This window comes from Serratia sp. PL7, from assembly GCF_945957435.1.
Window position 1 is genome coordinate 68,280 of the sequence record NZ_CAMFLB010000019.1, and the last position, 12,389, is coordinate 80,668.

The 12,389-nt window shown below is 55.5% G+C and carries 13 protein-coding genes; 10 read left to right on the forward strand and 3 right to left on the reverse strand.

Annotated elements, in window-relative coordinates:
* A complete protein-coding gene (gene ftsY, locus N6G83_RS40575; RefSeq protein ID WP_260524149.1) occupies positions 1-1,560 on the reverse strand; it encodes a signal recognition particle-docking protein FtsY in 1,560 nt (519 codons plus the stop codon).
* 228 nt (positions 1,561-1,788) lie between these two features.
* Here ftsY and rsmD point away from each other — a divergent pair, with 228 nt between their 5' ends.
* From rsmD to N6G83_RS40590, 3 genes are all read left to right on the forward strand, one after another.
* Positions 1,789-2,412: a 16S rRNA (guanine(966)-N(2))-methyltransferase gene (rsmD, locus tag N6G83_RS40580; protein ID WP_024529570.1), complete on the forward strand. Its 624-nt coding sequence runs from the start codon at positions 1,789-1,791 to the stop codon at positions 2,410-2,412.
* Positions 2,402-2,674, forward strand: a complete 273-nt coding sequence (locus tag N6G83_RS40585) for a DUF1145 family protein (RefSeq protein ID WP_021181508.1) — start codon at positions 2,402-2,404, stop codon at positions 2,672-2,674. Before rsmD ends, N6G83_RS40585 begins: the two co-directional genes overlap by 11 nt.
* 67 nt (positions 2,675-2,741) lie before the next feature.
* Positions 2,742-3,347 carry a hypothetical protein gene (locus tag N6G83_RS40590; protein WP_248006603.1) on the forward strand — a complete coding sequence of 202 codons (606 nt, stop codon included), beginning with the start codon at positions 2,742-2,744 and terminating at the stop codon, positions 3,345-3,347.
* 5 nt (positions 3,348-3,352) lie between these two features.
* Here the strand turns inward: N6G83_RS40590 and N6G83_RS40595 are convergent, their stop codons facing one another.
* Positions 3,353-3,712 carry a DUF2500 domain-containing protein gene (locus N6G83_RS40595; RefSeq protein WP_021181509.1) on the reverse strand — a complete coding sequence of 120 codons (360 nt, stop codon included), beginning with the start codon at positions 3,710-3,712 and terminating at the stop codon, positions 3,353-3,355.
* Positions 3,713-3,876: 164 nt separating this feature from the next.
* Between N6G83_RS40595 and N6G83_RS40600 the strand changes: the two genes are divergently transcribed.
* The 5 genes from N6G83_RS40600 (at position 3,877) to N6G83_RS40620 (ending at position 10,473) form a co-directional block, all read left to right on the forward strand.
* Positions 3,877-4,503 (forward strand): lysoplasmalogenase, encoded by a 627-nt coding sequence (locus N6G83_RS40600; protein ID WP_021181510.1) that lies wholly within the window; start codon positions 3,877-3,879, stop codon positions 4,501-4,503.
* A gap of 141 nt (positions 4,504-4,644) precedes the next feature.
* Positions 4,645-6,981, forward strand: a complete 2,337-nt coding sequence (locus N6G83_RS40605; protein WP_211135158.1) for a zinc/cadmium/mercury/lead-transporting ATPase — start codon at positions 4,645-4,647, stop codon at positions 6,979-6,981.
* A 320-nt stretch (positions 6,982-7,301) separates the two neighbouring features.
* A complete protein-coding gene (locus N6G83_RS40610; RefSeq protein WP_235163296.1) occupies positions 7,302-8,219 on the forward strand; it encodes a hypothetical protein in 918 nt (305 codons plus the stop codon).
* Entirely contained in the window at positions 8,219-9,355 is a 1,137-nt protein-coding gene (locus N6G83_RS40615) for a BamA/TamA family outer membrane protein (RefSeq protein ID WP_074030137.1), read from the forward strand. The genes N6G83_RS40610 and N6G83_RS40615 overlap by 1 nt, the downstream gene beginning before the upstream one ends.
* On the forward strand, positions 9,355-10,473 hold the full coding sequence (locus N6G83_RS40620; RefSeq protein ID WP_074030136.1) for a DUF4056 domain-containing protein: 1,119 nt from the start codon (positions 9,355-9,357) through the stop codon (positions 10,471-10,473). Before N6G83_RS40615 ends, N6G83_RS40620 begins: the two co-directional genes overlap by 1 nt.
* Before the next feature lie 15 nt (positions 10,474-10,488).
* On the opposite strand, the gene tusA is transcribed toward N6G83_RS40620, so the two are convergent.
* Positions 10,489-10,740: a sulfurtransferase TusA gene (gene tusA / locus N6G83_RS40625; protein ID WP_074030134.1), complete on the reverse strand. Its 252-nt coding sequence runs from the start codon at positions 10,738-10,740 to the stop codon at positions 10,489-10,491.
* 198 nt (positions 10,741-10,938) lie between these two features.
* On the opposite strand from tusA, the gene N6G83_RS40630 reads away from it, so the two are divergent.
* Positions 10,939-11,604 carry a 7-cyano-7-deazaguanine/7-aminomethyl-7-deazaguanine transporter gene (locus N6G83_RS40630; protein WP_024529563.1) on the forward strand — a complete coding sequence of 222 codons (666 nt, stop codon included), beginning with the start codon at positions 10,939-10,941 and terminating at the stop codon, positions 11,602-11,604.
* Between the two features lie 218 nt (positions 11,605-11,822).
* Positions 11,823-12,389 carry a DcrB family lipoprotein gene (locus tag N6G83_RS40635; protein ID WP_211135160.1) on the forward strand — a complete coding sequence of 189 codons (567 nt, stop codon included), beginning with the start codon at positions 11,823-11,825 and terminating at the stop codon, positions 12,387-12,389.

Genomic DNA, 12,389 nt, shown 5'->3' on the forward strand with positions numbered 1-12,389 from the left:
TCAATCCTCTCGGGCAAAAAGTGCCTCAATAAAATCATCAGCCTTAAACGGCCGCAAATCTTCGATGCCTTCACCAACGCCGATGTAACGGATCGGGATAGTAAACTGATCGGCGATGGAGAAGATCACCCCGCCTTTGGCGGTACCGTCCAGTTTAGTCAGCGTTATGCCGGTCAGGCCCACGGCTTCATTAAATAATTTCGCCTGGTTAACCGCATTTTGTCCGGTGCTGGCATCCAGAGTCAGCATAACCTCATGGGGGGCCTGCTCGTCCAGTTTTTTCATCACCCGCACGATCTTCTTCAGCTCTTCCATCAGGTGAGCCTTGTTCTGCAGGCGACCGGCGGTGTCGGCAATCAGCACATCGATATTGCGGGCTTTTGCCGCCTGCACCGCGTCGAAGATCACCGAAGCAGAGTCTGCACCGGTATGCTGAGCGATGACCGGAATGCGATTACGCTCACCCCAAACCTGTAACTGCTCAACCGCAGCGGCGCGGAAGGTGTCGCCTGCGGCCAGCATCACCGATTTACCTTCTGCCTGGAACTGACGCGCCAGCTTGCCGATGGTGGTGGTTTTACCCACGCCGTTGACGCCAACCATCAGGATCACGAATGGCGTTTTGCCACCGACATCCAGTGGCTGATCCACCTTGGCGAGAATTTCCGCCATCTCTTCTTTCAGTTTGCCATACAGCGATTCGGCGTCTTTCAGCTGCTTACGGCTGGCGTGCAGAGTCAGAGACTCAATGATTTTACGAGTGGTTTCTACGCCAACGTCAGCGATTAACAGTTGTTCTTCCAGCTCTTCGAACAGATCGTCGTCGATCTTCTTGCCGCGGAACAGGCCGATAAAACCGGAGCCCAGGTTCTGCTTGGTTTTCAGCAGGCTGCGTTTAAGGCGTGCGAAGAAGCCTTCTTTGCTTGGGCGTTCTTGCTCTTGCGTTACCGCCGGAGCCAGCAGTTCAGACTGTTCAGGTTCCGCTTCCCGCTCTGGCTCGATAACCTCTTCAATCAGCTCTGGCTCAGGTTCGATAATTTCAGCAGGCTCTTCGATTACCGCTTCAATCACCTCTGGCTCAGGTTCGATAATCTCGGCAGGCGCTTCGATTACGGCTTCAACCACCTCTGGCTCAGGCTCGATAACTTCAGCAGGCGCTTCGATTACCGCTTCAATCACCTCTGGTTCAGGCTTGATAACTTCAGCAGGCGCTTCGATTACCGCTTCAATCACCTCTGGTTCTTCTGCTTGCAGCTCAGGCTGTTGCGCTACGGTAACTTCTTCGATCGCCACCGGCTCAGCGTGGTGCTCGTCCAGCGGCAGGATATTTTCGGTGATAGGCTCGCCGCTCAGGCTGCTATCCCACTCCCCTGGGGTATCTTTGGTGGCGGCTGGAGCAGATTCCTGGGCAGGAAGCTTATCGTCCAGTTTGGGGGCAGCCGGGGTTTCTGCGGCCTGCTGTTCCGCCTGTTCTGCGGCAGATTCAGGTTGTTGCTGCTCTTCTTCCTTCTGGCCGAAACCCAGCCAGGAGAAAAACCCACGTTTTTTATCTTTTGCCATGTTCTGACCCTACTCCGTACCAATGGCTTGCAAATGCGAAAAATTAATTCGCCGAGTCTATCACTTTCCCTGGCACAGCAACACGCATCGGCAATGCTTTCATAGAGGTAGTTTTACTGCCCCCTCTGCCTGTACTGCGCCCCATCGCCTCCGGGCTGCAACTTATTAACGATTGGGTATAGAATAGCGGTAACTTTTCGTTAACCCCGCAACTGATTAAGACTCTTTATGGCAAAACAACCACCGCGCGGCGCGCTCAAAAAACCGCAGACGGCCTCCGCTGGCCAGATCCGCATCATTGGCGGCCAATGGCGCGGGCGCAAACTGCCGGTGCCCAACAGCGAAGGGCTGCGGCCAACCACCGACCGCGTACGCGAAACCTTGTTCAACTGGTTAGCCCCGGTGATCCGTGGGGCTCGCTGTCTGGATTGCTTCGCGGGTAGCGGTGCGTTGGGATTGGAAGCCTTGTCGCGCTATGCCGAAAGCGCCACGCTGCTGGAATACGAGCGGCCAGTAGCCCAACAGTTGGGGAAAAACCTGGCGCTGTTGCAAGGCAATGGCAACGTCGTTAATACCAATGCCTTAACCTGGTTGGCAGGCAACGGGCAACCTTTTGACGTGGTGTTTCTCGATCCCCCATTCCGCAAAGGGCTGCTGGCCGAAACTGTCGCGCTGTTGGAGAAACAGGGTTGGTTAGCGAACGAGGCCTGGATTTACGTTGAGGCCGAAGCCGAAAGCGCCGCCACCGATGTTCCTGCGACCTGGACGCTGCACCGCGAGAAGGTTGCCGGCCAGGTAGCCTACCGACTTTACCTCCGTACCCTTGAAGAGAAAACCGAACATGCTGATTAATCTGGGCCGTCTGCTGATGCTGTGCGTGTGGGGCTTTCTGCTCACCAACCTGTTCCACCCGTACCCCAAACCACTGACCTACTTCATCAACGTAGCCTTGTTCTTTATGGTGGTGATGCACGGGCTACAGCTGGTGCTACTGAAATCCACCCAGCCGAAAGATCAGCCCATCAGCCGCTGGCTGGAAACCAAGATCTTTATTTTTGGCGTGTTTGAGCTGTTGGACTGGCAGAAAAAGCAGCCGCCACTGAAGAAAAAATAACCTTTTAGCGGGCGCAGCCTACCGCGTCCCGTTGCTAGCCGGTAAATCCTTTAAACGTAAGGAACGGATGATGGCATTATTGGGATTCGTTAATGAACAGGAGTGTCGGCGCTGGCAAGGCGCGCCCGCTTATCTTCCCGCCTTCAGCTTTTATGAGAAACATCAGTCTCATCCCATTGATGCCTCGCCTGAAGCCATTATCCAGGCGGTGCTCGCTCTGGATATGGAGGAAGATCCCTTCATCCGACGTTTGCTGATGCTGCGTCAATTGCCCGGCAGGTTACGCCAACGCTTCTTCGGCACCAGGCAAACTCCCCCGGCAGCCTTTGGTTTCGACACCTTTACCCTGCTGCAGCAAAATAGCCATGAAGTTTCTTTTGGATTGGCTGGTCAATTCTGGCGGCCGGAATTGGGCGTGCACAAGCTGGAAAGTGCCGACGAGTTTCACCATTTTACCGATCCCGCGGCCGCCAAGCTGGTGCTGCGTTTTATGGTCATACAAGACAACGCTGGACATACCCAGCTGCGAACAGAAACCTTCGTCTGGTGCCCTACGCCACGGGTCAAAGCACTATTTGCCTGCTACTGGGCGCTTATTCGGCCCGCTAGCGGCTGGATAAGACGCCGTACCCTGCTCTCAGTGCAACGCAAGCTGTCAGCAACCAGCAATTAACGCCCCTACGATTTCTGCGCCGTGAAGGAGATAAAACGGGTGCCCTGTAGGCTCAGCGTACCCTGAGCGCCTTTATCTATCTGATTATATTGCTGCTGCGGCAACGGTATTTTGATCTCGCTGCCGCCCGTCAACGGACGGAAGTACACTTCGTAACGCATATCTTCCACCACGATGTTTTCCCGCTGCCGCGAACGACGATTCGGCGAGGGGAACTCCCGCTTGGCGCTGACTTCCACCTGCAATGTACGTACCGGCTGGCGGTCATTATCCGCATCCTGGCGGCGTTTGTTGAGGTATTGGCGGGTCGCCAGCACCGCAATCAGCGCGATCACGGCAACAAAGAACAACGGTGGCTTACTCATTGACGGTTTTCCTCTTTTTATCCGGCGAATTTCATTCACGCCTAAAACCGCGTAAACATAGCATTCACAAGAAAGCATTGTCGAACCCACGCGCGCTGCTTACACTGGGAAAGTAACAACCTGGAGTTGGTTATCCTGGCTCCCATCATAAATAAGGAAGACATATGAGTTGGCCGTTCCTTGCCGTATTTTTTTCCGGTTGGTTGTTCGTTGATGCCTCCTATCGCGGCCCGCGCTGGCAGCGCTGGGTGTTTAAACCAGTCACCTTGTTACTGTTGCTGTTATTGGCCTGGCAGGCTCCGGTATTGGGCCCTGCGGGTTACCTGATCGTTTTGGGCCTGTTGGCAACGCTGGCGGGTGATGCCTTGCTGCTGTTGCCGCGTGAGCGGGTGCTGTACGCTATCGGCGCTTTCTTCCTCTCGCACCTGCTGTATACCCTGAGCTTTGCCAGCCAGATGACCTTCAGCCTGTTCTGGCCCTTGCCGCTGGTGCTGCTGGTGATTGGTGCGCTGCTGCTGGCCATCATCTGGAGCCGCTTGGAAGAGATGCGGTGGCCAATCGCCACGTTGGTCGCCATGACGCTGCTGATGGTATGGCTGGCAGGGGAACAATATTTCCTGCGCAGTACCGACTTTGGCTTCTCATTGCTGGCGGGTACCTCGCTGCTGCTGTTGGCGAATATCGTCTGGCTGCTGAACCGCTACCGCTTTACCTTCCGCGCGGCAGATGCCGTGGTCGCCTTCTGCTACTTCTCCGGGCATTTCCTCATCGTCCGCTCGCTGTATCTGTAATGGCAGGCTACGGGTTCGGGCAACCGGATCCGTAGCGCCCCTGCAATTAACAATAATTCTCATATCGCGCTTGACTCTGGAGTCAGCTCCAAGGTGTAGAGTGCTTGTTGAGATGATATTGGATTGCCTGAAGGGGGCGCTATGCAGACTCATAAATCACACAATCACCCAGAACATCAGCATCACGAACATACCCACGATCATGGCTGCGGTTGTAGTCATGACCATGCCAAAACCCAACATGGCTGTAGCACTGAAAAAACTCCGGTGGGAGCAACTGCTGCACATGACCATCAAGCGGCCCATGAGCACGGCGCCAGCTGTTGCAGTAGCGATGGCCCCGACGACCCGGATGAGGAAAGCGACAGACTGGCTGCCGTTCCCCCTTCCGGCAGCCAGCGTTTCAGTTGGAAAGTCACCGGCATGGATTGCCCGAGCTGTGCCAAGAAAATCGAAAATGCCGTAACGTCGATCCCCGGCGTCGACAGCGCTCGCGTGCTGTTTGCCACGGAAAAACTGGTGGTGGATGCCCAATCCGACGTCAGCGTGCGGATCCAGGACGCGGTAAAACAGGCTGGTTTTACCCTGCTGGGGACTACCCCGGCGGCAATAGGTGATGAACCGAAAGCCTCCCGGTTTGGTGAGTACGGCCCCCTGCTGCTGCTCTCCGCGCTGATGGTGCTCAGTTGGGTTCTGGACTTATTCAACCCACGTCTGGGTGAAATTGCCTTTATCGCTACCACCTTGGTCGGCCTGGTGCCGATTGCCAGCAAAGCCCTGCGCCTGATCCGTTCAGGCACACCGTTTGCCATAGAAACCCTGATGAGCGTTGCCGCCATCGGTGCGTTGTTTATCGGTGCCACCGCCGAAGCGGCCATGGTGCTGTTGCTGTTTATGGTGGGGGAACTGCTGGAATCCTACGCGGCCAATCGTGCACGCCGTGGCGTGAAAGCATTGATGGAATTGGTGCCGGAAGATGCTCTGCTTATTCAGGGCAGCGTACGTAAACGCGTACCGGTGGCCAGCCTGCGCCCTGGTGACGTGATAGAGATCGCGCCCGGTGGCCGCTTGCCTGCCGATGCCGAGTTGCTAAACCCATTCGCCAGCTTTGACGAAAGCGCTTTAACCGGTGAATCCGTGCCGGTAGAACGCCAACAGGGTCAGAAAGTGGCCGCTGGCAGCCTGTCCGTCGATCAGGCCGCGCAGATGAAAGTCACTTCCGAGCCGGGCAAAAATGCCATCGACCGTATCCTGCAACTGATTGAAGAGGCCGAAGAGCGCCGCGCACCAATTGAGCGCTTCCTCGATCGCTTCAGCCGTTATTACACTCCGGCGATCATGCTGCTGGCCGTGGCGGTGATCCTGGTGCCACCGCTGCTGTTTGCCGAACCTTGGGAGATGTGGATCTACCGGGGTCTGACCTTGCTGCTGATCGGTTGTCCGTGCGCCTTGGTCATCTCCACGCCAGCGGCCATCACTTCTGGCCTTGCGGCGGCTACACGCCGGGGCGCGCTGATAAAAGGCGGTGCGGCATTAGAACAGTTGGGCCAAGTGCAAACCATCGCGTTCGACAAAACCGGTACGCTGACCGAAGGCAAACCGACGGTGACCGACGTGCTGCCGGCAGACGGCCTCAGCGAGCAGCAGCTGCTGGCCATCGCAGCGGCTGTCGAGGCGGGTTCACACCACCCCTTGGCGCAAGCTATCGTCAACCGTGCCGCGCAAAACGGGGATGTGTTACCACTGGCCGAGAACCGCCGTGCGCTGGCGGGTATTGGGGTTGAGGGGAAGGTTGACGGTAAAACTATCCTGATCAGCGCACCGGGCAAGTTGACGGAAAGCCAGTTGACCAGCGAATGGCGCAGCCAGGTAGAGAAGCTGGAAACGGCGGGTAAAACCGCAGTGGTGGTGTTAGAGGACGGGCAGCCTATCGGTTTGCTGGCGTTGCGTGACACCTTGCGTAGCGACGCTAAACAGGCGATTGCCGAGTTGGCGCAGTTAGGCGTGCGTGGCGTGATGCTCACCGGCGACAACCCGCGCGCTGCGGCCGCTATTGCCAATGAATTGGGGATCGATTACCGCGCCGGGTTAATGCCGGAAGACAAAGTGAACGCAGTAACCGAGCTGAGCAAGTTGCAACCTACCGCCATGATCGGCGATGGTATCAACGATGCCCCGGCGATGAAGGCCGCCAACATTGGCATTGCGATGGGGAGCGGCACCGACGTGGCTTTGGAAACGGCGGATGCAGCACTGACGCACAACCGGTTGACCGGCGTTGCCGAGATGATCCGCATCTCCCGCGCTACGCACGCCAATATTCGCCAGAACATTACCATTGCGCTCGGGCTGAAAGCGATTTTCCTGGTCACCACCCTGCTGGGAATGACCGGCCTGTGGCTGGCCGTATTGGCAGACTCTGGGGCAACCGCGCTGGTGACCGCCAACGCCTTACGGCTGCTGAAAAAACGCCAGTAAGTCCATTCTATCGTCAGGGCGCAATCCACTGTGCCCTGACGCTCTTACCTGAAAAATAGCACGGCCAAGACGCACTTAATGCCCCTACAAACCACAGGATTTTATTATACCCTCCAAGCACCTTTACACTACATACCTATAAATTCTATGAATTTATCAGGGTAATGGTCGAATGAATGAAACCACAACATTATAAAATCCTGAATCTGATCGTTATTACCTGCATTCCTTCCCTCGCTCTCGCGCAACAGCCTGATGCCACTTCTACCGCACAGCTCATTGATGCAGCAAAACGTCCACCATTCACCCAAGGTGCGGCGATGCCAACCGCCCAACACAACGCACCAACGACCGCGCCACAGCCAGAACATCGTATGTTGCCGATTTGGGGGGATGAGGCTCGAGCCCGCGGCTATGAGCTGCCAGAGCCATTCGGTATTGGCGTCAACTACATGAACATGCGGCAGAATATCAATGTCGACAGTATCAATTTTTCCGGACTAGGCCTGGGATCGCTCGCCATTCCGTCGGATTTGTTCAACATCGGCGTTGGCAAAACCCGCGAACAAAGCAAAACGGAAACCATGCGTCTGGACACCTGGCTGCTCCCATTCCTCAACGTTTACGGCATTGTTGGCCATACCAAAGGCAGCTCGTTGTCTCAGGTCTCTGTGGACGCCGATCCCAGTAAATACAAAGGATTGGATCGTATCATCGCGTCTGCCGTGCACAGTCTGAACCAAAGCGGGCAACTGCGCGATCTCGACTTCAAGCTCGATTTTAAAGGCACGACTTACGGCGCAGGCGTCACGCTAGCCGGGGGTTATGAGAACTGGTTCACCACGCTCGATACCAACTATACCCGCACCAGCTTCAATATCCTTGACGGCCAAATTTCCGCGCTGACGGTGACACCCCGTGTCGGCTACCGCTTCCAGGTACCCGGTATCCAAGGGCAAAGCAATCTGAACCTGTGGGTCGGCAGCATGTACCAGGATGTGCAGCAGGAGTTCAGAGGCAGCCTGTCTGATTTGCAGATGCCCGCAGCGCTTCAGCCCCTGATCGCCATCGCCAACCAGAAAGGAGAAGGCCGTTTCGACGTGAAGCAGCATCTACAATCACCTTGGAATATGCTGCTTGGCGCACAATATGAGGTTACGCAGCATTTCAACCTGTTGACCGAATTTGGCTTTAGCCAACGCAACAGCTTTATGGTCTCGGGTGAATATCGCTTCTGATGGCGATGCCGCTCCGCTACCTGGCGCTGACCCTGCTCGTTCTGATGCCCTGTGCCCATGCGGCTTTGCTGTCGCGTCAACAAGTTGATGAAATGCTAGCCCCTCTGGGTTCAGATAATCATTTCGACAGCAGTAAAACCATCGATTGGGGTGTGTTGCCCGGCCCGTTTTATACCCCAGAACTCGGTCTTGGCATCGGCACCGCTGTCGTGGGCATGTACCGTCCAGACAGCCTTGATAGCGTCAGCCAAAATTCAACGCTGGCGTTGAAGGGCTTTTTCAGCAGTACCGGTGCCTTCGGCGTTGGCTTTGAAAACTACAGCTTTTTCGCTAACGACCAATGGCGCTTCTTTGCCAGCGGCTACTTGAATAATATGCCCACCTATTTCTGGGGCACCGGTTATCAAGCCGGGCGTCACGACGGCAACAAGGAAAAATACACCCAGCAATCGTTCCAGATAGCGCCACAGCTGCTGTATCGTATTGCCAATGCCACCTACGCGGGAGTTGGCTGGGATTTTTCTTCGACGCACGCCAGCGATCCCGATAGGGGAGATAGCAGCCTGTTCAAAGCTCAAGCAGCTGGCACCTCATCGATCAGTTCAGGGATCAGTGGCTCGTTAAGCTACGATACGCGCGATTTCGTTTCTAATGCCAGCCGTGGCCAGTTTCTCAGCCTGAGCGACACCTATTTCGCGCCAGAATTGGGCGGCGATAGCCGCTTCAATACCCTTGAAGGCCAATACAACGCCTATTACAGTCTGAGTGAGAAGAGCGTATTGGCACTCGATGTCTACAGCCGTCTGACCACTGGCGATGTCCCTTGGGACAGGCTGTCCGAACTGGGGGACGACAAACGGATGCGGGGCTATTACCAAGGACGTTATCGCGACAGGAATACGTTCAGCGGCCAGGTTGAATATCGCCGCAAATTGAACTGGCGGCACGGTTACGTTCTTTGGGCAGGCGCCGGAACCCTAAGTCACAAAACCGGCGATCTGGGCCAAGGGCCTTGGTTGCCGACGGTGGGGGTTGGCTACCGTTTTGAATTCAAACCGCGGATGAACGTACGGCTCGATTTTGGGGTCGGGCGTGAAAGCAGCGGGTTTTATTTTCAGGTAGGAGAAGCTTTTTAATGCGTTTTGTTGCGCTGATATTTTTGCTGCTTAGCCCGTTACTGCCCGCCAAGGCCCTGGAAACGCTGATCACCTCGCAACCTACCCGTGAGAGCCCTCTTGCCTGGCCGGTGACTGAGCCACTCTCGCCACCGAATGGCTTGCGCCCTTGCTGTGCCTTTGGCTATAACCTCAAAGTACAGGCGTTAGGCATCCCGGTGCCGTTTTATCAATTGGGTAACGTCGTAGACGCCGATCGGCTTGGCGCACATCACTATAATGACAGCGCTTTCAATGCCGTCGGCAACTTGATGGGGTTGGGCAGTGAGCAATTGGGATTGGTCTACACCTATCGTGGGGGATTTATCGACATCGCTCACGTTCGTGATACCGCCGACAACACCCTGTTCCTGTTCAGCCAGCTGTTGCCTAAGCTGGGCCAGCAATGGACACTCGATCTTGGCCCGGAATTAGCAAAGCGTCGTATACAGCTGAACGCCTTCACCCCACCGCAAGAGGCTGCTCAACGCTATACGTTAGCGGCTTACCTGGCCGGGGAGCTCGCCTTCCAGATGGCGGCATGGCATGAGGTGGCACAGTGGTACGGCTACCAATCGGTGCCTGGATTTTCTGAAGAGATCTCTGCATTTACACCAGAAGATTTGTATTCCAACCTGCTCGGGGCAAGGTTGGCGATCGACGCTATCTTGCAAGGGCGCGCGGTATCCGTTACCAGTTACAACAGCGCAATGGAGACACTGCTACCCGAGGCATTGCACCAGCTTGGCGCTGTTTCGATTACCGAAACCCAGCGGCAGTTTGACGGCATTGACGGCGACTGGTGGGACAGCCACCGCCGAGTACCGGATAAATTTTTAGTCTTAAAACGGGATTACACCACCAGCAGTAATCGGCTGCCCAATCAGCCCCCTTTCGAGTATGCCGCTCCGCAACGCCTGACGTTGCCGCTACAGATTGAGGGATTAACGTTGGCCAAACTGGCGGAACTGCAGCTCTGGCCTGGGGATTCCATGCACAACTTGCCAGTCCCGGCGCATTATTATCGCCCAGAGGATTTTAGTGGGTTGGCCTTACACGCGAGCGCACAGGACGCGCAGCAGATACTGCAGAAACGTTAAGCAACCGCTCAGTGATTAACTCTCGAGTCCTTTGCGCAGCAGATAGCGATACGGGGCCTGATCGGTTTCCTGAGCCACCAGCGTATGTTCCATAAAGCGGCAAAAACCCGGGATGTCACGGGTGGTGGCCGGATCGTCGGCAATGATCAGCAAGGTTTTACCGTTATCCATATGGCGCACGGTTTTGCGCACCATCATGACCGGTTCAGGACAGCGCAGCCCCAATGCGTCTAGCGTCTGGTCTGCCTGGGCAAAAATGTCAGTCATACATCTCTCTCGATCTAAAACGATCGGCGAACCCTCGCCGGATCTGATTACCCGCTAGTTTACGCCGGTAGTTTTTCTGCGCAAGATACGTTAACGTTTGCGTTAAATTTAACCATTGCATTGAATGCCCAAACGCGTACCATGTCGCCGCGCAGTTAACAATGGGTTCCCTCACCCCACACTCAAAAAGGCTACATTATGTATTCGTTTACCGATCGACAACGCTTAATCGCGTTGGTTTGGCTATCGCTATTCCACATTGCCATCATTACTTCCAGCAACTACCTGGTGCAGTTGCCGATCAGCATTTTCGGCTTTCACACCACCTGGGGTGCCTTCACTTTTCCGTTTATCTTCCTGGCCACTGACCTGACCGTGCGGATCTTCGGTGCCCCGCTGGCACGCAGGATTATCCTTGCCGTGATGGTCCCGGCGCTGTTTATCTCCTATGTGATCTCTACCGTCACTTTCCAGGGTGAGTGGCAGGGCTTTGCCGCCTTAACCAGCTTCAACCTGTTTGTGGCGCGTATCGCCGCCGCCAGCTTTATGGCCTACGTGCTGGGCCAGATCCTGGACGTGCAGGTGTTCAACCGCCTGCGCCAACGCAGCGCCTGGTGGGTTGCTCCCGCCGCGGCCATGTTCCTGGGCAATATCAGCGATACCCTGGCCTTCTTCTTTATCGCCTTCTACAAAAGCAGCGATCCCTTTATGGCCGCCAACTGGGTGGAGATCGCACTGGTGGATTACAGCTTCAAGGTGCTGATCTGTCTGGTGTTCTTCCTGCCGATGTACGGGGTACTGCTCAATATGCTGCTCAAACGCCTGGCAGAGCGCCAACCTACCAGCCGGTTGCAACTGAGTTAACCCGCCTTCTGGTTTATACTGGGCAGCCTGACTTTATGGCGGCTGCCCATGCGCTTAACCACTCGCCATGCTAATAATGCTCATTAGCCACGAATATCGGATTTTCGCTCTAGAAAAGAAAGGCGAAGTAGACGAGTATCGTCTATTACTTAAAAAAACCTGTGACATCTAGCCATACGGTCAACCAACTCTCTGTGCAAAGGAATAAGGAACACCAGATGCGTAAAGTAACAAAATTGATGGGTATCGGCCTGTTAGTGCTTGGCCTGGCGGCCTGTGATAACGCCACCAAAGACACTAATGCCCCCGCAGGCAGCGCAGCAGCCAGCGTCCCAAGCGGACAACAGGTGAGTTTATTGGATGGCAAGCTGACCTTTACCCTGCCAAACGGTTTGGCCGATCAGAGCGATAAGCTGACCAACCAGCCGACTAACGTGCACATCTATGCCGACAGCACCAACCAGCGTGCGGTGATCGTGATCGTTGCCGACAAGGCAGCGGGCGATCTGGACACCCTGGCCAAGCGCATGGAAGAGCAGCAACACTCCCGCGATGCCAACCTGCAGGTCATTACCAATAAAGCGGTTGAAATTAACGGTACGCCAATGCACCAACTGGATACCGTGATCACCGTAGCTGGCCAGAAAGCCTACTCTGGCGTGCTGCTCGCTATGCTGCCAGACGGTAAGCAACTGACCCTGCAAATCACGCTGCCAGCGGATAACCAGCAGCAGTCTCAAAGCGTAGCAGCTGGCGTGTTCAATACGGTGAAGATCAAGCAGTAA

Coding starts and splice junctions, on each gene's coding strand:
- ftsY (WP_260524149.1), bottom strand. CDS start 1,560: ATGGCAAAAGATAAAAAACGTGGGTTTTTCTCCTGGCTGGGTTTCGGC.
- rsmD (WP_024529570.1), top strand. CDS start 1,789: ATGGCAAAACAACCACCGCGCGGCGCGCTCAAAAAACCGCAGACGGCC.
- N6G83_RS40585 (WP_021181508.1), top strand. CDS start 2,402: ATGCTGATTAATCTGGGCCGTCTGCTGATGCTGTGCGTGTGGGGCTTT.
- N6G83_RS40590 (WP_248006603.1), top strand. CDS start 2,742: ATGATGGCATTATTGGGATTCGTTAATGAACAGGAGTGTCGGCGCTGG.
- N6G83_RS40595 (WP_021181509.1), bottom strand. CDS start 3,712: ATGAGTAAGCCACCGTTGTTCTTTGTTGCCGTGATCGCGCTGATTGCG.
- N6G83_RS40600 (WP_021181510.1), top strand. CDS start 3,877: ATGAGTTGGCCGTTCCTTGCCGTATTTTTTTCCGGTTGGTTGTTCGTT.
- N6G83_RS40605 (WP_211135158.1), top strand. CDS start 4,645: ATGCAGACTCATAAATCACACAATCACCCAGAACATCAGCATCACGAA.
- N6G83_RS40610 (WP_235163296.1), top strand. CDS start 7,302: ATGCCAACCGCCCAACACAACGCACCAACGACCGCGCCACAGCCAGAA.
- N6G83_RS40615 (WP_074030137.1), top strand. CDS start 8,219: ATGGCGATGCCGCTCCGCTACCTGGCGCTGACCCTGCTCGTTCTGATG.
- N6G83_RS40620 (WP_074030136.1), top strand. CDS start 9,355: ATGCGTTTTGTTGCGCTGATATTTTTGCTGCTTAGCCCGTTACTGCCC.
- tusA (WP_074030134.1), bottom strand. CDS start 10,740: ATGACTGACATTTTTGCCCAGGCAGACCAGACGCTAGACGCATTGGGG.
- N6G83_RS40630 (WP_024529563.1), top strand. CDS start 10,939: ATGTATTCGTTTACCGATCGACAACGCTTAATCGCGTTGGTTTGGCTA.
- N6G83_RS40635 (WP_211135160.1), top strand. CDS start 11,823: ATGCGTAAAGTAACAAAATTGATGGGTATCGGCCTGTTAGTGCTTGGC.